This window comes from Burkholderia aenigmatica (genome assembly GCF_902499175.1).
GTDB classification, from domain to species: Bacteria; Pseudomonadota; Gammaproteobacteria; order Burkholderiales; family Burkholderiaceae; genus Burkholderia; species Burkholderia aenigmatica.
This window is the reverse complement of sequence record NZ_CABVQC010000050.1, coordinates 44182-67356: the sequence shown is the minus strand read 5'-3', so window position 1 is coordinate 67356 and position 23175 is coordinate 44182. Positions and strand designations below refer to the sequence as shown.

The 23175-nt window shown below is 67.0% G+C and carries 20 protein-coding genes; 10 read left to right on the top strand and 10 right to left on the bottom strand.

Annotated elements, in window-relative coordinates; all coding sequences use genetic code 11:
• Positions 1–77 precede the first annotated feature (77 nt).
• Complete coding sequence (locus BDO18943_RS29420; protein WP_175025034.1) at positions 78–428, bottom strand: Arm DNA-binding domain-containing protein; 351 nt, start codon at positions 426–428, stop codon at positions 78–80.
• 136 nt (positions 429–564) lie between these two features.
• Between BDO18943_RS29420 and BDO18943_RS29415 the strand changes: the two genes are divergently transcribed.
• The 3 genes from BDO18943_RS29415 (at position 565) to BDO18943_RS29405 (ending at position 2933) form a co-directional block, all read left to right on the top strand.
• Positions 565–1947, top strand: coding sequence for a flagellar hook-length control protein FliK (locus BDO18943_RS29415; protein WP_175025039.1), 1383 nt, complete (start codon positions 565–567; stop codon positions 1945–1947).
• 175 nt (positions 1948–2122) lie between these two features.
• The gene (locus BDO18943_RS29410) at positions 2123–2278 is read left to right on the top strand and encodes a hypothetical protein (protein WP_006481665.1); all 156 of its coding nucleotides are present in this window, start codon (positions 2123–2125) and stop codon (positions 2276–2278) included.
• Positions 2279–2453: 175 nt separating this feature from the next.
• The gene (locus BDO18943_RS29405) at positions 2454–2933 is read left to right on the top strand and encodes a GNAT family N-acetyltransferase (protein ID WP_175025033.1); all 480 of its coding nucleotides are present in this window, start codon (positions 2454–2456) and stop codon (positions 2931–2933) included.
• Between the two features lie 195 nt (positions 2934–3128).
• Here the strand turns inward: BDO18943_RS29405 and BDO18943_RS29400 are convergent, their stop codons facing one another.
• The 3 genes from BDO18943_RS29400 to BDO18943_RS29390 all read right to left on the bottom strand — a co-directional run bounded on the left by BDO18943_RS29400 (position 3129) and on the right by BDO18943_RS29390 (position 6929).
• Positions 3129–6197: a heavy metal translocating P-type ATPase gene (locus BDO18943_RS29400; protein ID WP_175025032.1), complete on the bottom strand. Its 3069-nt coding sequence runs from the start codon at positions 6195–6197 to the stop codon at positions 3129–3131.
• Between the two features lie 215 nt (positions 6198–6412).
• Positions 6413–6736 carry a type II toxin-antitoxin system HicB family antitoxin gene (locus tag BDO18943_RS29395; RefSeq protein WP_175025031.1) on the bottom strand — a complete coding sequence of 108 codons (324 nt, stop codon included), beginning with the start codon at positions 6734–6736 and terminating at the stop codon, positions 6413–6415.
• 13 nt (positions 6737–6749) lie between these two features.
• Entirely contained in the window at positions 6750–6929 is a 180-nt protein-coding gene (locus BDO18943_RS29390) for a toxin HicA (protein ID WP_235996220.1), read from the bottom strand.
• 392 nt (positions 6930–7321) lie between these two features.
• On the opposite strand from BDO18943_RS29390, the gene BDO18943_RS29385 reads away from it, so the two are divergent.
• Both BDO18943_RS29385 and BDO18943_RS29380 read left to right on the top strand, forming a co-directional pair.
• On the top strand, positions 7322–8758 hold the full coding sequence (locus BDO18943_RS29385) for a DUF1254 domain-containing protein (protein ID WP_175025029.1): 1437 nt from the start codon (positions 7322–7324) through the stop codon (positions 8756–8758).
• A gap of 148 nt (positions 8759–8906) precedes the next feature.
• Positions 8907–12707 (top strand): DUF748 domain-containing protein, encoded by a 3801-nt coding sequence (locus BDO18943_RS29380; protein WP_175025028.1) that lies wholly within the window; start codon positions 8907–8909, stop codon positions 12705–12707.
• 59 nt (positions 12708–12766) lie between these two features.
• Here BDO18943_RS29380 and BDO18943_RS29375 read toward each other — a convergent pair whose 3' ends face one another.
• Positions 12767–12991 carry a hypothetical protein gene (locus tag BDO18943_RS29375; protein WP_027790361.1) on the bottom strand — a complete coding sequence of 75 codons (225 nt, stop codon included), beginning with the start codon at positions 12989–12991 and terminating at the stop codon, positions 12767–12769.
• 315 nt (positions 12992–13306) lie between these two features.
• Here BDO18943_RS29375 and BDO18943_RS29370 point away from each other — a divergent pair, with 315 nt between their 5' ends.
• Positions 13307–14980, top strand: a complete 1674-nt coding sequence (locus tag BDO18943_RS29370; RefSeq protein ID WP_374101860.1) for an alkaline phosphatase family protein — start codon at positions 13307–13309, stop codon at positions 14978–14980.
• A gap of 78 nt (positions 14981–15058) precedes the next feature.
• Here the strand turns inward: BDO18943_RS29370 and BDO18943_RS29365 are convergent, their stop codons facing one another.
• Positions 15059–16195, bottom strand: a complete 1137-nt coding sequence (locus tag BDO18943_RS29365) for a hypothetical protein (protein ID WP_175025026.1) — start codon at positions 16193–16195, stop codon at positions 15059–15061.
• 154 nt (positions 16196–16349) lie between these two features.
• On the opposite strand from BDO18943_RS29365, the gene BDO18943_RS29360 reads away from it, so the two are divergent.
• From BDO18943_RS29360 to BDO18943_RS29350, 3 genes are all read left to right on the top strand, one after another.
• Positions 16350–16544 (top strand): YqaE/Pmp3 family membrane protein, encoded by a 195-nt coding sequence (locus tag BDO18943_RS29360; protein WP_059684201.1) that lies wholly within the window; start codon positions 16350–16352, stop codon positions 16542–16544.
• Positions 16545–16667: 123 nt separating this feature from the next.
• Entirely contained in the window at positions 16668–17984 is a 1317-nt protein-coding gene (locus tag BDO18943_RS29355; RefSeq protein ID WP_175025025.1) for a type II toxin-antitoxin system HipA family toxin, read from the top strand.
• Positions 17985–17997: 13 nt separating this feature from the next.
• Positions 17998–18282 (top strand): helix-turn-helix domain-containing protein, encoded by a 285-nt coding sequence (locus tag BDO18943_RS29350; protein ID WP_175025024.1) that lies wholly within the window; start codon positions 17998–18000, stop codon positions 18280–18282.
• Between the two features lie 88 nt (positions 18283–18370).
• Here BDO18943_RS29350 and BDO18943_RS29345 read toward each other — a convergent pair whose 3' ends face one another.
• Positions 18371–19276 (bottom strand): LysR substrate-binding domain-containing protein, encoded by a 906-nt coding sequence (locus BDO18943_RS29345; RefSeq protein ID WP_235996219.1) that lies wholly within the window; start codon positions 19274–19276, stop codon positions 18371–18373.
• Positions 19277–19457: 181 nt separating this feature from the next.
• Between BDO18943_RS29345 and BDO18943_RS29340 the strand changes: the two genes are divergently transcribed.
• Positions 19458–20069, top strand: a complete 612-nt coding sequence (locus BDO18943_RS29340) for a hypothetical protein (protein WP_235996218.1) — start codon at positions 19458–19460, stop codon at positions 20067–20069.
• Between the two features lie 177 nt (positions 20070–20246).
• Here BDO18943_RS29340 and BDO18943_RS29335 read toward each other — a convergent pair whose 3' ends face one another.
• Genes BDO18943_RS29335 through BDO18943_RS29325 form a run of 3 tightly spaced genes read right to left on the bottom strand, consistent with a single transcriptional unit; the run spans position 20247 to position 22848 of the window.
• Positions 20247–20426, bottom strand: coding sequence for a hypothetical protein (locus BDO18943_RS29335; protein WP_043181109.1), 180 nt, complete (start codon positions 20424–20426; stop codon positions 20247–20249).
• A complete protein-coding gene (gene cydB, locus BDO18943_RS29330; RefSeq protein ID WP_175025021.1) occupies positions 20398–21405 on the bottom strand; it encodes a cytochrome d ubiquinol oxidase subunit II in 1008 nt (335 codons plus the stop codon). Before cydB ends, BDO18943_RS29335 begins: the two co-directional genes overlap by 29 nt.
• A gap of 30 nt (positions 21406–21435) precedes the next feature.
• Entirely contained in the window at positions 21436–22848 is a 1413-nt protein-coding gene (locus BDO18943_RS29325; RefSeq protein ID WP_043181105.1) for a cytochrome ubiquinol oxidase subunit I, read from the bottom strand.
• Positions 22849–23175: the final 327 nt, after the last annotated feature.

The following is a 23175-nucleotide window of genomic DNA, read 5'->3' as shown; positions in this document are numbered from 1 at the left end:
AATCGAACGCCTCGCGGTGGCTGCCTCGAATAGCGGTAGGGGAAATGCGTCAGGCCGAGAGGTATTTCAACGGCCTGTTAGTTCGTCGTGGACTTGGCGGGCGGCTTTCTCGAAGGTGAGGGCTGCGGCAGCCACGCTAGCTGCTTCTCGATCTCTATTGCGCTGGTCGATGGGGTCTTCACCCTTACGATGAGCTTGCGCATCGTGAGCGCTTTCTCACGAGCTTCCGCGATGGAGATTTCAGGGTACGTGCCGAGGCCTGCGTCGCGTCGCTTGCCGGTCACGGGGCTGGTGAAGCGTAGGGTCCATTTGCAGCCCGATTTCGTCGGGCTCAACAGGAGCCCGGTCACTTTTCCGTCGACGACGGGTTTGTCGGTAGGTCTGAGCGCTTTGGCTTGTTTGTCGGTTAGCATCGGATTGTGGCCCATCACTTAGCCCATCGAGGATCATTGGATAGGGCTGGATGGTGTCAGAGTAAATTGGACGGGTTGATGATGCAAGCTATTGATTTGTTGATGAATAATTGGATTGCGATGGATGTTTTTGGACAATAACTTGGCAGACATGACCGAATCCGTTTCCTCGCCTCGCTCCCGCTCCCGTTCCAATCGTTCGTCGACCCGTTCCCGCCAGCGCTCGGCTGCTGCCGCGAGCAGTACGTCCGCGAGGGCGACGGCGCGGTCCGGCAGTGCGCCGGCCGGCGAGGGGGCGCAGGACGAACGGACGCTCGACCTGTTCGGCGATCCGGTGTTCGAGCCGGGTGAGCGCGCGGCGGTTGCAGCGCGCGACGAAGCGGGCGCGCAAGCCGATGCGGCGGTCGATATCGCGGACGACGTGGCCTCCGGGCGGCAGGCCGCGCTGGACGGGTTCGATGCGCGCGGGAGGGCGACCACCGCAGGGCATGCGGAAGCGGCTGACGGCGCGGTGACGCAGGAAGCTGCGACGGTGGTGCACGGTGTTTCGGTGCCTGAAGGTGGGGATATCGCGAACGCTGATGTCGCGCCGGCTACTGGCGGTGTTGCGGTGAAGGCAGTCGATGTTCCTCTGGCCGATGGCGTTGCAGCGAAGGCCGCTGATGTGCCTGCGGTCGACGGCGTCACGACGGTGACGACCGAACAGCAAGCGGCCGATGGTGCTGCGGCGAAGGCGATCGAATCGCAAGCGGCTGGCGGTGAAGTCGAGAAGCCTGTTGTCGACGCCACCACGGTCAAATCCCGCGCCGGGCGATCTTCCGGTGACGCCGTGAAAGAGCGTCGTGCATCGTCTGGCGGCAAACGCCGGGCGGCTGCCGGTGCAAGCGACGCGACAGCGGTGCAAGCCTCGCCGGTCGTGACGAGCGTCGACACGGTGGCTGAATCGGGCGAGGCGGGCCCGGCACCGGAAGTGGTGTCGACGGTCGAGCCGCAGACGTCGGCGCAGCCGGCGAACACCGCGAACACCGCGAACACCGCGAAGGCCCATGACGCCGCACCGTCGGCCGATGCCAGCGTATCCCCGATGACGCAGCCGGTGGCTTCCTCTGCATCTTTCGTCACCAAGCCGTCGGCGGAACGCGCGCAGCCGGCCGCGCCAGCCTTCGATCCGGATACGCACCTGCGCCCGCTGACCGACCGGCTCGCCGCCCTGCAAGCCGACGTGGACGGGCTGACGCGCACGGCCGATCGTGAGATGCGTCGCGTCAACCGCCTGCTGCTGGCGTTGGCTGTCGTCGTGCTGGCCGGGCTCGTCGCGCTGGTGATGCAGACGCGGCAGATCGCGCACCTGAAGCAGGACGTGGCCACGAAGCAGCAGCGGATCGATCGCCTCACGGCCGATCTGTCGACACAGCAGGCAACGCTGATGACGCTCGAGGAGCATCACGACGCGCTGCTGTCGCAAGTCGACCGGCTGCAGCGCAACGCGAATCGCGAGGCGGCCGTCGCGAAGCGTGCTCGCCGCGCGCGTTAATCGTTTCGACCCTATCATGGAAGCTAGACGGAGCAAGGATCGCCGTTCTGCATCGGCGATCGGCAGTCGCGCGCATGCGGCAAACTGATGCGGTGCGCTGGCAGAATTCAGGGAAAACCCTTAGAATGGAGTGCATCTAAGGGAAAACCCTAGCCATATCTGTCAGGAGTCTCACATGAGCTTCATCCTCGCCCTGCTGCAAAAGATCGACGACCTTTTCGTGTCCCCGCACCTGCCGCTCGACGCCGAATACTCGTACGCTGCGCGTCGTGCCGAAGCCGAGCGCGTGCGCCGTGCGCACCTCGTACCGATCGTCCTGTATCGTCGCTGATTCGCTGATTCGCTGATTCGCTGATTCGCTGATTCGCTGATTCGCTGATTCGCTGATTCGCTGATTCGGCGCGGCGCCCGCCGCACCTGCCCGCCCGCTTTCCGCCGCCGCATCGCGCGCCGGCGCGACCGTCCCGCTACACTGGAAGTCCGATTCCGTTCACGGTGACCGGGCCATGCTGCAGATGCGGCCGATGACGGCCAGCGAATTCCACGCGTACCGCACGCGAGCCATCGACGGCTACGCGCGCGATCTCGTCTCATCCGGACAAAATGCTGTCGAAGACGCGACCAGCCGGGCGCGCGCCTGTTTCGACACGCTGCTGCCGGACGGCCTGCGTACTTCCGGCCAGACCCTCGTCGTGCTCATCGACGGCGCCAGCGGCGACGCGGTGGGCGACCTTTGGTACGCGATCGTGCCCGAAGGGCCGAACCGCACGCTGTTCATCTACGACCTCGACATCGCCCCGTCCCGGCGCCGCCAGGGCTGGGCCACACGCGCGCTCGAGGCGCTCGACGCCGAAGCACGCCAGTATGGCGTCACCGAGATCGGGCTGTCGGTGTTCAATCACAACGCGGCGGCCCGTGCGCTGTATCGGGCATGCGGCTTCGTGCCGATCACGACGACCTTGATCAAGCCGGTCATTTCGGACTGAAGCCACGGGCTGGCGCGGCGTCGTCATGCGCTGGCGATTCGACTCGCCGCGATCGGCCAACACCGGCCAACCCTCCCGCTTCTTCCGCCTGCCGAAAGCGCCGAACGGCCATCAGGCCGTTCGGCACACGTCACCGGCACACGTCACCGGCACACGTCACCGGCACACGTCACCGGCACACGCCAACTGCACCCGTCACCGCGCGCGACCCTTCCATCTCCGCAACAGCAACGCGTTGGTCACGACGCTGACGCTGGAAAACGCCATCGCCGCGCCCGCGATCACCGGGTTCAGCCAGCCGAGCGCCGCAAGCGGCACGCCGACCAGGTTGTAGGCGAACGCCCAGAACAGGTTCTGCTGGATCTTCCGGTACGTGCGTCTGGAGATATCGATCGCGTCGGCGACGAGCGCCGGATCGCCGCGCATCAGCGTGATGCCGGCCGTGTGCATCGCGACGTCCGTGCCGGTCGCCATCGCGATGCCGACATCGGCCGCGGCGAGCGCGGGCGCGTCGTTGATCCCGTCACCCACCATCGCGACGATTCCGCCGTGCGTGCGCTTCAGTTCGGCGACGACGCGTGCCTTGTCGTCGGGCAGCACCTGAGCATGCACCTCGCCGATGCCGAGCGCCGCCGCGACGGCCGCCGCGCTGCCGCGGTTGTCGCCCGTCACGAGCACGCTCGCGATCCCGCGCGCCGACAGTGCCGCGATCGCGTCGCGGGCACTGGGCTTCACGGTGTCGCCGAAGGCGATCAGCGCGAGCAAGGCGCGCGGCGCATCGGCGCGCATCAGCCACGAGATCGTGTTGCCCGCGCGTTCGAGCTCCGCCGCGCGGGCGTCGAGCACGGGCGGCACCGCGATGCCGAGTTCGTCGCGCCAGCGCGTGCTGCCGAGTGCGAGCAACTGCCCGCCGACGCGCGCTTCCACGCCGCGTCCAGCCACCGCGCGTGCATCGGCCGCGACGGCCGACGGTACCGCATTGCCGCCCGCGGCAACGTCGGCGTCGTGCGCGGCGACCACGGCGCGCGCGAGCGGGTGGTCGCTCTGGCGCTGCACCGCCGCCGCGAGCGCGAGCGCTTCGCCATGCGGCACGCCGACGGCTTCGAACGCCGTCACGGACGGCTTGCCTTCGGTCAGCGTGCCGGTCTTGTCGAACGCGATCACGGTCGCGCGCTGCGCGAGTTCGAGCGCTTGCGCATCCTTGATCAGCACGCCGTGCCGGGCCGCGACACCCGTGCCGGCCATGATCGCGGCGGGCGTCGCGAGGCCGAGCGCGCACGGGCACGCGATGACGAGCACCGCGACCGCGTTGAGGATCGCGGTTTCAGTCCCGGCGCCGGCGATCAGCCAGCCGGCCAGCGTCAGCACCGCGATGCCGAGGATCGCCGGCACGAACACCTCGCTCACGCGATCGACGAGCCGCTGGATCGGCGCCTTCTCGGCCTGCGCGGATTCGACGAGGCGGATGATGCGCGCGAGCGTCGTCTCCGCGCCGATCGCGGTGGTTTCGACGACGAGCGCGCCTTCACCGTTGATCGAGCCGGCCGTGACGGGGTCGCCGTCGTCCTTCGGTACCGGCAGGCTTTCGCCGGTGATCAGCGATTCGTCGATGTGCGAGCGGCCCGACACGATCCGGCCGTCGACGGGCACGCGTTCGCCGGGGCGGATGCTGACGCGGGTGCCGACGCGCACCTGCGCCAGCGGCACGTCGCGCTCGACGCCGTGCTCGACGACGCGCGCCCGGTCGGGCCGCAGCGCATTCAGCGCGCGGATCGCGTCGGTGGTCTGGCGCTTCGCGCGCGATTCGAGCCATTTGCCGAAGCGCACCAGCGTGACGATGACGGCCGACGCCTCGAAATACAGGTGGCCGGGATCTGCGGGGTCGCGCAGCAGCATCCACAGGCTCAGCCCGTACGCGGCCGACGTGCCGAGCGCGACGAGCAGGTCCATGTTGCCGGCGCGCGCCTTCACCGCATGCCAGGCGGCACGATAGAAGCGCGCGCCGAAGCCGAACTGGACGATCGATGCGAGCACGAGCTGGAGCCAGCCGTTCAGCATCAGGTCGATGCCGAACGGCGCGACGAGCATCGGCGCGACGAGCGGCGCGCTCAGCACGGCGGCCCCGATCACGAGGTTGCGTTCGCGAACCGCTTCGCGGCGCTTGCGCGCATCGGGGTCCTGCGCGGCGCTGGCCGGTTGCGCGTCAGCGCCGGCCGTGGTGCCGGCCGATGACGCGGCGGCGAGCGACGCGCGGTAGCCGGCGGTGGTGACGGCCGCGATCAGCGTGGCGGCGTCGAGCGCGCCGGCGCCATGCACCGATGCGCGCTCGGTCGCGAGGTTGACGGAAGCGCGCGCGACGCCCGGCACGGCGGCCAGCGCCTTTTCGACGCGGCCGGCGCAGGACGCGCAGGTCATCCCGCCGATGTCGAGTTCGAGATCGGCGGAGGCCGTGGAGGCTGCCGGCGCGATGGCCGCGGTGGCCACTGGCGTCGCGCCATAGCCGGCTTGTGTCACGGCTTCGGCGAGCCGTGCGGCGGTCACGTCGGGTGTCGCGTCGATGGTGGCTCGCTCGGTCGCAAGGTTGACCGACGCGCGCGTGACGCCCGGCACCTTCGCCAGCGCCTTTTCGACACGCGACACGCAGGACGCGCAGGTCATCCCGTCGATGTCGAGTTCGATGCTGGCGGGCGCGGCAGGCGAGGAAGCGTCGAACGAGGCGACGCCGGCATCCGTTATGGTCGGCGTTGCGCCGTAGCCGGCCTGTTTCACGGTTTCGACCAGTTGCAGGGCGGAAACCTTCGCCGTGGCATTGACGGTGGCGCGTTCGGTTGCCAGATTGACCGACGCGCGCGTGACGCCCGGCACCTTCGCCAGCGCCTTTTCGACGCGCGACACGCACGACGCACAGGTCATGCCGTCGATATCGAGTTCGATCGTGGTTTCAGCCTGAAGCGGCTGGTGGGTGGTCGAAGCGGCTACGGGCGACGTTTCGGCGCGAGGCACGGGCACAGCGGTTTCGAGCGCCGGCTCGCGCACGGCCGCACGGTAGCCGGCAGCGCCGACCGCATCGACGAGTTGCGCGGCGTCGATCGTTTCCTGCGCGGTCACGGTCGCCGAGTGGCCATCGAGATCGACCGTCGCGTCGACGACGCCCGGCACGGCGGCCAGCGCGCGCTGCACGCGGCCCGTGCAGCCGCCGCAATGCATGCCGTCGACGCTCAGTTCGATGGTTTGCAGTGCGGCGGAGGCGAGTGGTTCAGTCATGTCGGATTCCCCAAATGCGCGGTTCATGCCGCGAATGGTTCCAGTATCAACATTCCCATAATGGTAAGGTCAAGCGGCGATGACGATGTGACGCAGGTCGAGCGGTTCGGTGCGAGGTCGTCGATGCACACAGGGTGCCACGGTCCCGAAAAGTCAGATGCCCGGCCTCCAGACGGAAAGCCGGGCAACTCATATTGGCGAGCGCGATGGCGCGGTCAGGCGCAAAGCTTGGCGCTCGCGAGACGATTCAGGCTGACGCCTTGTTCGGCGGCCTGGATCACCAGCGCGCGGTGCGCCTGCGGCGGGATGCGAACCTTGAATTCGCCGCTGTAGGTTCGGTCGGCGATCGGCTCGGGCACTTTCTCTCCGTTCGCGGTCAGGTCGCGCACGACCTCGGCGACGAGCCGGCGAATGCCGGCCAGCGCGCCTTCCGGTGTTCCGTCGAGCCACGAAAGAGATGGGAACTCCGCGCACAGGCCGACGTGCTCCCCGTCCTCCGGGGACCACGTCACGCGGTACGTAAAGTGGTCTTGGTTCATGATTTCTGTTCCTTCAGTCGATCGCGTCGAGAACCTGCCGCACCTGATCAGCCTTTGCTTTCCCTTGATCGTTCTGGATATTCACTCGGGGGTTGCCTTGCCACGGTGTCTTGAAAATGGCATGGCTTGAACCGGATTGGCGGGCCGGTCCGAAGTGCGCCTTGCAGACCTTGAATAGATCGCTGAAACGCACATTCGCGGGCTCGCATCTCATTTGCTCGAGGGATCTTCCATTCGTGTGCCATACCGAATGGTGTCAATAGTGACACCATCTGTCAGTCCGGGCGGCGGTTCGATTCGCGTTCGGATCGGTCCCGCACAGGCCGAAACCGATGCGATCTCGCCCCGATTTATTGAGCGGCTCGGACGACATATCGGCGGCGTCCCCATGCCGCAGCTAGGCCCCGCCTGTTATTCGGCATATTGGGGGATGCCCTTAGGCGCTATGATACCGGCGCTGACATCAGCGCCCACCGTAGCGAAACGTGACGAAACGGCCATCCGGGCGAGCTGAGGTGCCCGGGTTCGCCGTTTTCGAGCCGAACCGGGCGTTGACTGAAAAGAAAGAATATTCGGCCAGAATCGATGATTGAAAACCTACGAGAATCCGTTGCCCTGCGGCGCGCGTGCGCGCCGCTGGCCATGGCGGCGCTGCTGGCGGGGTGCGCGTCGCAACCGGATGCGATCCAGCGGAAAACCGGCTGGATGCGCGCGGAAGTCGCCGACTCCTATGTTTATGCGTATCCGCTCGTGCTGATGGACGTCGCGAAGGAAGCGGCGACGGGCGGCGACGGCGCGCAACCGGGGCAGGCGCCCCTCAACACGCTGCGCCACGCGCAGGCGCTGCCGCCCGTCGGCGCGGTCAATCCGCCGCTGCCGGGCGTCGACACGCTCGACTCGACCGGCTGGCTCGACGTCGCCGCCGAACCCGTGATCGTCACGTTGCCCGACACGCGCGGCCGCTACTGGGACGCGCGCGCGCTCGACATGTGGACGAACGTGCTGTGGTCGGGGTCGAGCGTGGCGGCACGCGGTGCCCGCGGCGGCGCGCGATCGCAAACGATTGCCTTTGCCGCAAAGGACTGGCAGGGCACGCTGCCGAAGGGCGCGATCCGGATCGACGTCCCGTCGGCCAACGCGTGGCTCGAAGTCCGGCTGCAGACGAGCGGCGGGCGCGACCTGACGAACGTGAAGAAACTGCAGCGCGCGATCCGCGTGGTGCCGCTGTCGGTCTACACGGGCGCGGCGCGCGGCGCGTCGGTCGCGGTCCATGCGGGCAGCGCGCCGTCCGAAGCGGTGGGCGGCGGCACGCCGGCCGAGCAGGTGGCCGCGCTCGACCCGAAGGCGTTCTTCACGCGCTTCGCGCAGGCGCTTCAGGACAACCCGGCACCGGCTGACGACGCGCACGCGCAGGCGTCGCTCGGCGACATCGGCGTGTTGGCCGGCTACCCGGTACTGTGGACGGGCGATCGCCTTGCGGCCGCGACGGCCGGTGTGGCCGAGGCGCGCGCGCGGCTGGCGACGCCGCCGTCGAACCTGCTGAACGCGAACGGCTGGAGCTGGATTGGCGATACGGCCGGCAAGTACGGCCAGGATTACACGCTGCGCGCATACGCGGCCTACACGCAATTCGGCACCGCGACGCGCGACGACGAAACGCTCGCGGTCGTCCGTGTCGACAGCGATGGCCATCCGCTGAACGGTGCGAACCGCTACATGCTGCATTTCGCGCCGGGCGCGCTGCCGCCGGTGCGCGCGTTCTGGACGCTCACGCCCTATTCGACGAACGGCGCGCTGCCCGACGTCGGATCGGCGCGCCGCTCGCTCGGCGATCGCGACCGGCTGCGCCGCAACCACGACGGCTCGATCGACATCGTCGTGTCGGCGTCGCCGGGCGGCACGCACGCGGCCAACTGGCTGCCGGCGCCGCGCGCCGATTTCGCACTCGCATTGCGCCTGTACGCACCGAAGCCGCAGGCGAGCGACGGGTCGTGGATGCCGCCCGCCATCGTCCGGAAATGAACGGATGACCGGCGGCGTTGTCCGACCGGCGGGCGCAGCGGCGCCCGAACCCCGTACCGTCACCTCCTGAGCCTATACTTTCGGGATAGCGTGCGCGGCCGCCCGGTTGTCCGGTGCGGCCCGGCATTCCATCCCGAGGCATTCAAGCATGGCAAGCGCAGACAAAGAAACCGTATCCTCGACCCTCCATGCCCTCGGTGGCGTTGCACGCTCGCGCCGGACCCGGCGCATCGGCATCGGCCTGCTGATCTTCATCGTTTTATTCGGACTGCTCGGGTTCTTCGCGGCGCCGCCGCTGATCCGCCATATCGCCGAACAGCAGTTGAGCAAGCAGCTCGACCGGCCCGCCACGATCCAGCGCATCGCGCTGAACCCGTACACGCTGAACCTCGAAGCCGACGGCGTCCATCTCGGCGACAAAGGCGGGCAGGGCGACTTCATCGACATCGCGAAGCTCGTCGTGCGGCCGTCGTGGTCGTCGCTGTTCCGCGGCGCGCCGATCGTCAATGAAGTCCGTCTCGATTCGCCGCGCTTCCATATCGTCCGCTATGACGCGCAGCGCTTCAACTTCACCGACCTGATCGAGAAGTTCTCGACGCCGTCGCCGAAACCCGAAAGCAAGCCGACGCAGTTCTCGGTGTCGAACATCCAGGTCAACAACGGCCGGATCGATTTCGACGACCGCCTGCTGAACGAAAAGCACGTCGTCGACAACTGGACGCTCGGCATTCCGTATATCGCGACGCTGGCATCGAAGACCGACATCTTCGTCGAACCGAAGCTGCGCGCACGCTTCGACGGCAGCCCGATCGCGATCGACGGCAAGACCAAGCCGTTCGCGCAGTCGCGCGAATCGGAGATCGCGCTGAAATTCGACGGCCTCGACGTGCCGAAGCTGATCTCGTACGTGCCGGCGAAGCTGCCGGTGGCCGTGACGAGCGGCCTGCTGAGCAGCGACCTCAAGGTCAATTTCGTGATGAGCGGCGAGACGCCCGCGCTGCGCGTATTGGGCACCGTCGACCTGAACGACGCGAAGGTGACCGATCACGCATCCGCGCCGCTGTTCGCCGCGCGTAGCGTGCACGTCGCGGCGGCCAGCCTCGAGCCGCTGCGCAACGCGATGCACTTCGACGAGATCCGGATCGACCAGCCGGTGGTCGACCTGTCGCGCGACAAGCAGGGCGTATTGAACGTCGAGAAGCTCGCCGCACAGCCGGCCGCCGCATCGAAGGCCGCCGAGAAGCCGGCGGCGTCGGGCGCCACGGCCGCTTCCGACGCGGCCGTTGCCGCCGCCAGCGGCGTGAAGGCCGAAGCCGGCGCGAAGGAGGCGCCGCCGCTCGACCTGACGATCCGTCACTTCGCGATCGACGGTGGCACGGTCAACGTCGACGACCGCGTGCCGGCGACGGCGACCGCGCTGTCGCTCACGAAGCTCGCCGCGACGCTCGACGGCTTCTCGATGCAGGGCAAGACGCCCGCGAAATACACGCTGTCGACGTCGCTGTCGCGCGGCGGCGACGTGACGGCCGAAGGCACCTTCAATCTCGCGGAGAAGCAGGCCGAGAGCAAGCTGACGGTCGCCGCGCTCGCGCTGCCGGCATTGCAGCCGTACCTGGGCGAAGCGACGCGAGCGCGCGTGCTCGACGGCACGCTCGGCGCGACCGTCAACGCGAAGGCCGACTGGGGCAAGACGCCGCTCGCCGCACAGGTCGCCGACAGCACGATCAGCCTGAAGTCGCTGAAGATCGCGACGCCCGACGCGAAGGCACCGGCGATCGTGCTGCCCGACGCGAGCGCGAAGATCGCGAAGGTCGACGTGGCCGCGCGCACCGCGGAGATCGCGAGCGTCGACGCCAGCGGGCTCGCGCTCGACGTGCAGCGCCTGAAGGACGGCAAGATCGACCTCGCGGCGCTGGCCGAACCCGCGCAGGCGTCGGTGCCGAAGCGCACGGTCGCGCGCAAGGCCGAGGCCGCCGCGCCGTCGTGGCATTACCGGATCGACGCGCTGAACGTGAAGGATTCGTCCGCGAACTTCACCGACTTGTCGACGCCGCGCCCGGTAAAGCTCGCGATCAAGCCGCTGGACCTGTCGGTGCAGAAGATCAGCGACGACATGACCAAGCCGCTGCCCGTGCAGTTGAAGGCGACGCTGAACCGCAAGGGCTCGCTGAACATGACGGGCGACGTGACCGCGCAGCCGCTGAAACTCGGCTTGAAGATCAACGGCAACCGCCTCGACGCAGCCGCGTTCGAGCCGTACTTCGGCAGTGCGCTGAACGCGACGATCGCCAGCGCGCTGCTCAACGCGCAGGGCAACCTGACGTTCGCGCAGGTGAAGGACACGCCGCGCGCGACCTACCGCGGCGACGTCGCGCTGGTCGACGTGCGGATGCTCGACAAGGCGACCTCCGATCCGTTCGCGGGCTGGCGCTCCCTCGCGCTGACGAACCTGAAGGCGAACTACGACGAGAAGGGCACCGACGTCGATGCGTCGCGCGTGACGTTCTCGAACTTCTACGGCCGCGTGCTGCTCGATGCGCAGGGGCGGCTGAACCTGAAGGACGTCGTCGCGAAGGAGTCGGGCCCCGCGCAGTCGCTCACGCGCGATGCGAGCAAGAGCGAACCGGTGCCGCTGTCGCCGGGCATGACGCCGCCGGCCGCCACCCAGGCTGCATCGGCTGCGGTCGCGCAGCAGGCGTCGGCGCCGGCCGCCGCATCCGCGACGGTGGTCGTGAAGGCGGCGACGCCGCCGCAGAGCCCGGTGCGGATGCATTTCGGCGAGTTGCTGCTGCAGAACGGCCGTGTCACGTACACCGACAACTTCATCAAGCCGAACTACACGGCGAACCTCGTCGCGATCAAGGGCACGGTCGGCGCGTTCGGCACGGATTCGACGACGTCCGCGCCGGTCGACGTGGCCGCGAACCTCGCGGGCAACGGGCCGATCTCGATCAAGGGTTCGGTGAACCCGCTGATCGAGAAGCCGGCGCTCGACCTCACCGCGACCGCGCACGACATCGAGCTGACCAACCTGACGCCGTACTCGGCGAAGTACGCCGGCTACCCGATCACGAAGGGCAAGCTCAACGTCGACCTGCATTACGCGCTCGAGAACGACCAGTTGAAGGCGAACAACCACATCTTCATCGACCAGCTCACGTTCGGCGACCATGTGGAGAACGACACGGCGACGAAGCTGCCGGTGAAGCTCGCGATTTCGCTGCTGAAGAACACGCGCGGCCAGATCGACGTGAACCTGCCGGTGTCCGGTTCGCTGTCGAATCCGGAGTTCAGCGTCGGCGGGCTGATCTGGCGCGCGGTGCTGAACCTGATCGCGAAGGCCGTCACGTCGCCGTTCTCGCTGCTCGCGCATGCGTTCGGCAGCGGCGGCGAGGATCTCGGCTATGTCGAATTCGCGCCGGGCTCGTACCAGCTCGACGATGCGCAGCAGAAGAAGCTCGACACCGTCGTGAAGATGCTGACCGAGAAGCCGTCGATCCGCCTCGACCTGATCGGCCGCGTCGATCCGGCGAAGGACACGTCGGGGCTCGGCGATGCGTACGTCGACCGGCTGGTGCGCCAGCAGAAGCTGAAGGACGTGGTCGGGCAGGGCGAGAGCATCGACCCGATGTCGGTGAAGGTCGAGCCGGCCGAGTACAGCAAGTACCTGACGCGCGCGTACAAGGCCGCCGACTTCAAGAAGCCGCGCAACCTGATCGGCCTGCAGAAGACGCTACCCGACGCCGACATGAAGAAGGCGCTCGCCGAGCACGCGCCGGCCGACGACAACGCGCTGCGTGCGCTCGCGCAGCAGCGCGCGCAGGCCGTGCGCCAGTACCTCGACGGCAAGATCGATTCGAGCCGCGTGTTCGTCGTCGCGCCGAAGCTCGACGCGAAGGGCATCGAGGACAAGGGCGCGACGACCCGCGTCGACTTCGGCCTGCAGTAAGCAGGCCATCCGCCGCCGCTGCGTCCGTTCATCCGTTCGGGCGCGGCGGCGTGCTTCCTTCAGCGCGCGGCGATCGCCGGTTCTTCGCGCTTGCCCAATTCCTTCTTCGCGGCCAGCGGCAGACGCGCATCGTCCCACTGCGCCAGCCATTCGACCTCTTTCGCGGTGAACACCTGTCCGTAGTTGCGCAACGCGTACTGCAACGCGTCGACGACGTGGTGGCGAATGATTTCGGGGGTGCGTGCATCGTCCAGCACGAACCGGAGAGCTTCCAGGGTCGACATACTCGTGCTCCGGGTCAGGGAAAACCCTTTATCACACGCCAATAGTCATGCGCCAAGCCGGAAAAAAATCGCGCGGCGCGTAACGCCGCGGGCGGTTTGACCGATGCACCGGCGCGGTGCCGGCGGGTGAAAGCGCGCGTCGCAATGTGCGCTAGGTCACCTTCCTTTGCGACCGCTTCGTGTCACTTGCGATTGGTTACGTTTGATAGAAAACAGAAAGCCTTGCTTCATGCGAGCGACCCACGACGCGGCGATATTTTGCGCGCTTGTTGGCAAGTCACGCAGTTCAACGTCAATCGATGAGGTGGGGTGATCATGTCTTTCCTTGGTAAGCAGCGGAAGTTGGTGGCGATGGTGGCGGGCGCGCTGGCGCTCGCAGGCGCGGGTGCGCACGCGGCGCAGCAGGACGGCGATAGTCAGGGCGAGGACCGCGGCCACGCGAGCCGCGTCGTGAAGCACGTGCTGCTGATCAGCGTCGACGGCCTGCACGAGCAGGATCTCGCGCGCTGCATCGGCGCGAACACGTGCCCGAACATCGCGGTGCTCGCGCAGCACGGCGTGACGTACACGAATGCCTATACGCCGGGCCTGTCGGATTCGTTCCCGGGCCTCGCCGCGCTCGTGACGGGCGGCTCGCCGAAGACGGCCGGCCTGTTCTACGACGTGTCGTACGACCGCAACCTGTACGCGCCGGGCGACACGAGCTGCTCGGGCAAGCAGGGCTGGAACGTCGTGTTCGACGAGACGACCGGCATCGATGCCCAGAACGGCGGCGCGCTCGTCCACCTGAACGGCGGCGGCGCGTTCAACCCGCAGGCGATCCCGAACGCGAAGGTCAACGGCAAGTGCGTTCCGGTCTATCCGCACAACTACGTGAAGACCAATACGGTGTTCGAGGCCGTGAAGGCCGGCATCCCGAACGCCTACACCGCGTGGGCCGACAAGCACGCATGGGGCTACGACTGGCTGAACGGGCCGTCGGGCACCGGCGTCGACGATCTGATGCGCACCGAGATCAACTCGATCGACCCGACGACGAAGACGGACTACACGGACGTCTATTCGCACACCGCGCAATTCGACAACCTGCACGTGCAGGCGCTGATCAACCAGATCAACGGCCGCGACTCGACGGGCACGAAGAGCGCGCCGGTGCCGACGCTGTTCGGCGCCGACTTCCAGACGCTGAGCGTCGCGCAGAAGGCGGTGGTGACGAAGGGCGGCGGCTACATGGATGCCAACTTCACGCCGAACGGGCAGGTCGCGAACGCGATCACGTATGTCGACAACTCGATCGGCCATATCGTCGCGGCGCTGAAACAGGCGAACCTGTATTCGTCGACGGCCGTGATCGTCACGTCGAAGCATGGCCAGTCGCCGACCGACCGCACGAAGCTCGTGAAGAACGGCGACACGCTGACGAAGCTGCTCGAAACGAACAACTACATCGACCCGAACGGCAACTTCGGCCAGAACAACACGACGACGGGCAACCTGAACGACGGTTCGGGCCTGGTCGACACGGGCTTCGTGCAGACCGACGACGTCGGCCTGATCTGGCTGCGCGACCGCAACCAGCGCACGGCCGTGGTGCAGACGCTGAAGGCGAACCTGAGCTGCAACGCGCCGGGGATCTGCGCGGATGGCTCGCAGGCCTACATCCTGTACGGCGCGGCGCTCGCCGACCGCTTCGGCGATCCGGCCAACGGCCGCACGCCGGACATCATCGTCCAGCCGAATCCGGGCGTGATCTACACGTCGAGCACGAAGAAGGACGAGGAGCACGGCGGCAACGCGCCGGACGACAGCCACCTCGGCCTGCTCGTGTCGTATCCGGGCCTGCATCGCGCACGCACGGTGACCGACACGGTCGGCACGAAGCAGGTCGCGCCGACGATCCTCGGGCTGCTCGGCGCGAACCCGCGCCTGCTGCATGCGGTGGTGGCCGAGAATACCGGCGTGCTGCCGGGGCTCGGGATCGGTCGCTGAGCGACGCGACGCCGCAGGACTGCCCGCCGCCGGCCGTGCGGCGGGCCGGTTGCGCGCTGCGTGAGGGGCTGTGCGCGCCTACTTCGCGAACAGCACCGGCATCATTTGCACCGCGCAATCGTGCATGCGCTTGCCGATCGCCTGCGCTTCCGGTTCGTCCTGAGCCATGAGCGAATCGCCCGCGCGCTTCATCGCCGCGTAGCTGCCGCGCATCGCCGCATACAACGGAATCGGCGACGTGGCATCGGGGCTGGGCCCTTCGAAATAGCCGGTTGCGGCGAGTTCGCCTAGGTAGTAGGTGTACAGCGCGCCGACGTGGTTCGCCTGCAGCCACGCCATCAGCTGGATACGCCGGTAGACCGATACGAGATCGTCTTTCGGGCGCGAGCCGAGCGCGACGAAGATCTGCAACCGCGCGAGCCAGTTGCCCTTGCGCGCGGCCTCGACGAGCGCCGTCCACTGCGCGGGCGTCGTCGAACCCGGTTCGCGCAGGCTGCTCATGTAGTCGATCACGGCCTGCTGGTCCGGTGCCGGGCCGATCTGGTCGGGCGACCGGCACACGAAGCGGGACACGTCGATGTCGGCATCGCCGAGATGGTCGAGCTCATGCTTGATCTTGCCGTACACGTCGTCGAGCCGTTTCTGGACGTCGTCCCTCGACCATTCGGCCGGCAGCGGGCCCAGCCACACGAGTTCGTCGTCATTGGCAGCCGCGGCCGCGCGGTAACGGGCGAGCGCGGCATCGCGGCGCTTGGCGGCGGCGGCCTGCTCGTCGCGCGCGTTATCGGCCATGCGCTGTGCGACCAGGTTGACGGCGTCGGTCAGCTTCGCGCAGCGGGCAAAGGCGTCGTCGCGGTGCGTCCAGCAAGCGTTGTCGACGGTATAGATCCAGCGGGTGTTGACGGTCTCCAGCACATAGTGCGTCTCGCCTGCCTGCCGTGCGACGGCGGCACGTCCCTTGTCGTCGGTCACGCCCTCGGCCAGCACCTTGCCGTCGTGCGTGGTCCAGCTGTAGGGCTCATTGCTCAGTGGGATTTCGCTGCCGCTGTCGCGGGTCAGGTTGATTGCGTGGCGCGTTGTCGGCTTCGTCCCGGCGTGCGCGACGCCGACGGCGGTGAAGGCGGCGAGCGTGATCGCCGCGCAGCGGCGCCAGGTTTGCTTCGGGTACGCGATGGCGGGCCGCTTGCGGCCGCAGTGTGATGATGGGGTGTTCATTGCCCTCTCTCTCCGTTGTTGTTCTGATCGTGCTTCGTTTGAAGACGCGCGAGTGTAGCAGGCACGCATCGCGGCGGACGGCTTGAATTCCGGAGCATGCACCGGCATATTCGCCACGCATCACCCGTTCAACGACGCACCGAGAGGTTTGTTCATGCGCCTTCTGCTTGCCCTGCTGCTGCCGTGGTTCCAGTTCTTCACGATCGGCCGCCCGATCGCCGGAATCATCTGCCTGATCCTGCAAATCACGATCATCGGCTGGCTGCCGGCCGCGATCTGGTCGGTGTATGCGCTGAGCCAGTACAAGACCGATCGGAAGATCGAGGCGGCGCTGCGGGGGCAAAAGTAAACTCCAGGGGCGGTTCCCCGCACGTTGAGCTTTGTTAGCCCAACGGCGACAGTTCTTATTTCGGCGGAAATATATATACTTTATCTGCAACGATCCGGATAATTTATGTAGATTTCTGCTGAAATGAGCGACTCCTGTACGATTCAACTCCACGCCGACGGTGCCTGGCACGACATCGGTGTTGTCACCTTGTTCGGCACGCCCGACGAAGGCTGGCGTGCGCGTGCCTATACGGGTTACGACGTCGAGTGGGCCGTTCGGCATCAGCTCGCCCGCGATGCCCACGCCATGACCTGCCGATTTCCGGTGGGTCTTGAGCCGCTGGAAACGCCGCATTGGCCTGTTTTTCTGATCGATCTGTTGCCACAAGGATTCGGCCGCGCGGAGTTGCTGCGCCGTCTCGATTTGCCGGAAACCGCCGAGGAACGCGCCGACTGGCCATTGCTGCTAGCAGGGGCCGCAAATTCGATCGGAAATCTGCGAGTCAAGGAGGCCGTGCATTGGTTGACTGAACGTCAGGGGCCACAGCAGGGCTTTACCGACGAGGAGGTTGTCGCGCGAGGCGACGCGTTCAGCGAATATCTCGCCACACATGGCTTCTTCGTTGCGGGCTCCTCGGGTGTACAGGGCGAGTGGCCGAAGCTACTGCTGACCCGTGCTGACGACGGTTTGCTCTATCTGGACCATACGCTGCCAGACGAGCGTGCGCGTGAGCACTACATCGTCAAGTTCGGGCGCGGCGCGAACGCGCGCCTTGCACAGATCCTGCGCCACGAGGCGCCCTACATGGCATTGGCGCAGCGTCTCGGCTTGCGTGTTCATGCACCACTGGCGCTGCATGAACGCTCGCTGTTCATTCGGCGTTTTGATCGAGCGCATGTCGACGGTCGTGTAGTCCGGTTTGCCCAGGAAAGCATTGCGTCGTTGACGGACAAGGCCGGCTTTGGTGTCGCGCCGAGCCACGACGAGGTGTGCTGGCGTCTCGTGCGTCAATGCACGGACGCGCAGGTCGAGGTGGCGGAATACCTGTGCCGCGATGTCGCGAATCTCGCGTTGGGCAACAAGGACAATCATGCGAGAAACACCGCCTTGCAACGTGACTTTGATGGGCGCGTCGCCCTTACGCCGCTTTACGACTTCGCGCCGATGTATCTGCACCCCGATGGCATTGCGCGGCGCATCCGCTGGGAAGGCAATGACGGCGGGCAGCCGGATTGGGCGCGGGTACTGGATACCATCGTTCGAACCAGCGAGCCGCTAGCGGGGGAGGCGCATGTCGCGTTGGATCGCGATGCGTTGCGGGCACGGCTAAGTGCGATGTCGCCGGGTTTGCGGGAGATCGCCGATCATGGTGTCGATCTCGGGCTGGAGCACGATGTCCATGCCTTTCTGAAGCCGGGGCTCGAGCGGCTGGCTCGCGAGCTGGATGCGTTGCGCTAGGCAGGGGGACACGATGGACAAACGCTATAACGCGCTGCCACTCCCCGAGCAGCTTTCGCTCCGACGGCAAGCGATCGAAGACGTGCTCGCGCATCCCGAATGGTCGCTGCGCGAATCGGTGCGTCATCTGAAGAAGACGATGCGACTGACGAGCGCGGAAATGGCCAAGCTCGCAGGTGTGTCGACGAAGACGATTCAGGATATCGAACAAGGTCGCAGCGACGGGACGGTGCAGACGATGAACCGCATCTTCGGCATGCTGGGATTGAAGCTCGGCGTGGTGCGACAGAGCACGTAGCCGGACGTGACGCCGCATTCGTTCGGTCGTCGTCAGCGCAGCTGCATTGGGCTGCTTCATCGGTTTCTGCTTCCCTGCCCGTCGCCGGCTATCCCGGCGGCGCCCCCTCCAGCGCCTCCGCCCGCGCGAACAGCCAGTCGACGAACGTGCGCAGCGCCGGATCGTCGTCGTCGCGATACAGGCAATGAAACGGCGGCGCTTCCAGGTGGATTTCCGGAAACAGCGCGACGAGCCGCCCTTGCTCGAGATCGTCGCGCACGACCGCGCGCGGCGCGAGGCACACGCCGAGCCCGCTCGCGGCGGCCTTGGTCATCAGGAAGAACTCGCGATAGAACGGCCCGCGCAGCGTCTCGGTGACGACCGAGCCTGCCTGGTGGAACCAGTATTGCCACGCCTGCGGCAAACCCGCGTAATGCAGCAGCGGCGCGTTGCGCAGGTCGGCCGGCGTACGCGCCTGGTCGAGCACCGGGTGGCCGGGCGCGCACACCGGCACCGCGACGGTCGCGAGCAGCGGCCGCGACACGAACCCCTTGCGGCGCAGCTCCGGCGTATAGCGGCGGACCACGATGTCGCAGGTTTCGTCGAACTGGTCGCGCTCGTTGTCGGGCGTCGTGACGAGTTGCACGTCGATGTCCGGATGGTCGGCCTGGAACGCAGCCAGTTGCGTCAGCAACCATCCGTGCGCGAACGATACGGACGTGTTGATCCGCACCGGATGGCCGCTGCCGGGTTCGAACATTTGCCCCGTCGCCTGCGCGAGCCGGCCGAGGCAGCTCGCGACGTCGACGAGATAGTGCCGCGCGCGCGGCGTGAGCCGCAACGAGCGCCCGTCGCGCTCGAACAGCTTCTGCCCGAAGAACGATTCGAGCACGCGGATCTGCTGCGCGACTGCGCTCTGGGTTACGTTCAGCTCGTCGGCGGCGAGGGTGAGGCTCTGCAGGCGGCCGGCAGCTTCGAAGCTGCGCAGCGCGTTCAGGGGCGGCAATCGGCGCATCGTGAGGTCGCGAAGAAAAGCTACACAGTGGGTCAAAAAATGTCGTTTGTGGCGGCCGGAGCGCCTCCCTATCATGGCGCCGACAGGAGAAAACGCCCCGATGACGATCATAGCGCCCCCCGATAGCCGATCAACCGGAATTCGCCGCCGTCTTCGCGACCGGCGAACGGCGCGGCGCGCGATGCGCAGCGTCGCAGCGGTTCCGCCGGTGCGCGGCCGCGGTGCGGTGGCGCTCGCTTGTGCCGGGCTGCTGGCGGTGCTGACCGGGTGTGCGGCGAAGCCGCAAAACGAACGCCAGATAGGCGACGGCGGCTCGCTGGTGCGCTACAGCTCGAGCCAGACCGAAGTCGACCTGACGGATACCGAGCAGCAGACGCTGCGCATGATGACCGATCGCCGCTACGCGGGCGCGTCGCAGGCGCGTGCACTCGACGCGGCCGCGTCCGTGCTGCGCACGCAGGGCTATGCGCCGGTGACGGTCGACCGGGACGTGGGGCTGATCGAAGGCGGTCGCAGCGACACGCTGATTCCGAAGTGGCGGCAACTGCTGCGCGGCGCGCTGAAGGCGAAGATCGGCGGCTTGCCCGCGAAACCGGATCACGAGCGCGTGGCTGCCATCGTCACGGTCCGCGTAACGGCGGCGCGTGACACGATCGTGCGTGCGCGGTTCGACCGCACGGTGTGGGACAGCAATGGCGACTCGCGCATGAAGACTGTCGTCGAGCCTGACTACTACCAGACCTTCTTCAGCGCGATGGACAAGGCGATGTGCACGACGTCGTGCGAGCGGTGACCGGCGCGCACGCGCCGATGCGGGAGACTTGAAGAAGCGGGAGCGAAGGGCGCATTGCAGCCCGTCGGGGCATGGCAGCCGGGCGCGGCGCCCGGTGCATCCGGCGCGGCAGAAGCCGCAGCCGTCAACGAGAAAACGGCCGCCCGGACCGTCGTTCGACCCGGGCGACCGCTTCGCCTACTTCACCGCAAACAGCGTCAGGTTCATGAAGATCTTGAACGCGTAGCCGAGCGTGACGGCGCCGATCACGCCGCCCGCCCACAGGACGATGAACCACATCCAGCCGCGCATGCGCGGCTTCGGCGCAGCGGGCTGGCGTTCGGCGGAATCAGTGGTGGTAGTAATGCTGGTCTTCATGGCGCACCTTGCCTCGGAATACCCAGTAACCCATCGTCGTGTAGGCGATGATGATCGGGAGGATAACCGCTGCGCCGACCAGCGTGAAGGTCTGGCTGGAACGCGGCGCCGCAGCTTCCCAGATCGTCATCGTCTGAGGAATCGCATACGGGAACAGCGTGACGAGCAGGCCGACGTAGCCGAGCAGCACGAGCGCCAGCGCGAGCACGAACGGGGTCATGTCATGCCGGCCGCGCACTGCGCGGCGCATCCACACCGCGCACCCGGCGACCAGGAACGGCACCGGCAACAGGCGCCAGAACAGCCCCGAATCGAACCAGCGCTGCGCGATGGCCGGATCCTGCAGCGGCGTCCACAGGCTGACGACCGCGATGAAGCCGAGCAGCACGACCGTCAGCGGCCACACGACGCGATGCAGGCGGCGCTGCAGGTCGCCTTCCGTCTTCGCGACGAGCCAGCAGCAGCCGAGCAGCGCATAGGTCACGATCAGGCCGAGGCCCGTCAGCAGGCTGAACGGCGTGAGCCAGTCGAACGCGTCGCCCGCGAACACGCCGTCCTTCACGTTGATGCCCTGCAGGAACGCGCCGAGCGCAATCCCCTGGAACAGCGTCGCGCCGGCCGAGCCGCCGATGAACGCGAGGTCCCACAGCTGCTTCGTGCGCCGCGCCTTCGCGCGGATCTCGAACGACACGCCGCGGAAGATCAGGCACACCAGCATGAAGATCAGCGGCAGGTACAGCGCCGACAGCACGGTCGAATAGACGACCGGGAACACCGCGAACAGCCCGGCGCCGCCGAGCACGAGCCACGTCTCGTTGCCGTCCCACACGGGCGCGACGGTGTTCATCATCAGGTCGCGTTCCTTCTCGTCCGGGAAGAACGGGAAGACGATGCCGATGCCGAGGTCGAAGCCGTCGAGCACGACGTACATGAAGAGCCCCAATGCGATGATCGCGGCCCAGATTACGGTGACGTCCATAGGTTTTCTCGTATGCGGAAAGGGTGGGGCTCAGACGGTCTCGAGCGGCTCGTCGACGGCCGACATCGGGCGGCGCGCGGTGTGGTCGGGGCGCGTGTCGGGGGTGTCGTCGTGCTTCACGTCGGGCAGCGCGGGGCCGGCCTTCATCAGCTTCAGCATGTAGTACACGCCGGTGCCGAACACGAGGAAGTACACGATCACGAACGTCATCATCGACAGGCTGACCTGCTGTACCGACAGCGGCGACACGGCCTTCGCGGTGCGCATCACGCCATATACGACCCACGGCTGGCGGCCTGCTTCGGTCGTCACCCAGCCCGCGAGCAGCGACACGAAGCCGGTCGGGCCCATCACGAGCGCGAAGCGCTGGAACCACTTCGATTCATACAGACGGCCGCGGCGGCGCAGGAGCCATGCGAGCGCGGCGAGGCCGATCATCGCGAAGCCAAGGCCGACCATGATCCGGAAGCTCCAGAACACGATGGTCGAGTTCGGGCGGTCTTCCGGCGGGAACTCCTTCAGCCCGCGGATCTCGCCGTCCCAGCTGTGCGTGAGGATCAGGCTGCCGAGGTGCGGCACCTTCACCGCGTAGCGGGTCGTTTCCGCCTTCATGTCGGGGATGCCGAACAGGTTGAGCGGCGTGCCGCCTTTCTCGGTTTCCCACAGCCCTTCGATCGCGGCGATCTTCGCCGGCTGGTGCTTCAGCGTGTTGATGCCATGCTGGTCGCCGATCACGGCCTGCAGTGGCGCGAGCACGAGCAGCAGCCACAGCGCCATCGAGAACATCTTCTTCACGCCCTTGTCGCGGCGGCCCTTCAGCAGATGCCATGCGCCGGTCGCGGCCACCACCAGCGCGGCGACGATGAACGCGGCGATCGCCATGTGGAACAGGCGGTACGGGAACGACGGGTTGAAGATGATCGCGAACCAGTCGGTCGGCACGACGCGGCCGTCGACGATCTCGAAGCCCTGCGGCGTCTGCATCCAGCTGTTCGACGCGAGAATCCAGAACGTCGAGATCAGCGTGCCGATCGCGACCATCAGCGTCGCGCCGAAGTGTGCGCGCGGGCTCACGCGGTTCCAGCCGAACAGCATGATGCCGAGGAAGCCAGCCTCGAGGAAGAACGCAGTCATGACCTCGTACATCAGCAGCGGCCCGGTGACGGCGCCGGCGAAGCTCGAGAAGCCCGACCAGTTCGTGCCGAACTGGTAGCTCATCACGACGCCGGAGACGACGCCCATCCCGAACGCGACCGCGAAGATCTTCGACCAGAACAGACAGAGGGTTTTGTAGTACTGCTTGCCGGTTTTCAGCCAGCGATATTCGAGCACGGCGATGAAGCTGGCGAGGCCGATGCTCAGCGCCGGGAAGACGATGTGAAAGGAGACGGTGAACGCGAATTGCAGGCGGGCCAGATCGAGGGCCGAAAGAGCGGTGTCCATACCAGTTGACCGAGGCTGACGATACCCGCCGGCGGGTGCCGGCGGACCCCGGCGGACGGGCGTCGGGGTTGGCTGGAGTATGTGCCGCGATGTTGCACCGCGAAATGTGCCAACTCGTCGCAGATGTCCAGCCCGTCGCGCGCATTTCCGGGGTAAATCGTTGATTCGTATCAAGAAGGCTGCTTGCGGCGCGTGCAGCCGTGGCGTGGCGGTCTGACGCACGTGCGTCAATATGGCGCGTCGCGTCATTGGAACGGTTCGACGCGCCCGCAAACGCAAACGCCGCGTGACACCGCGCGGCGCGGCACGCGTGTGCGGCCGAACCGT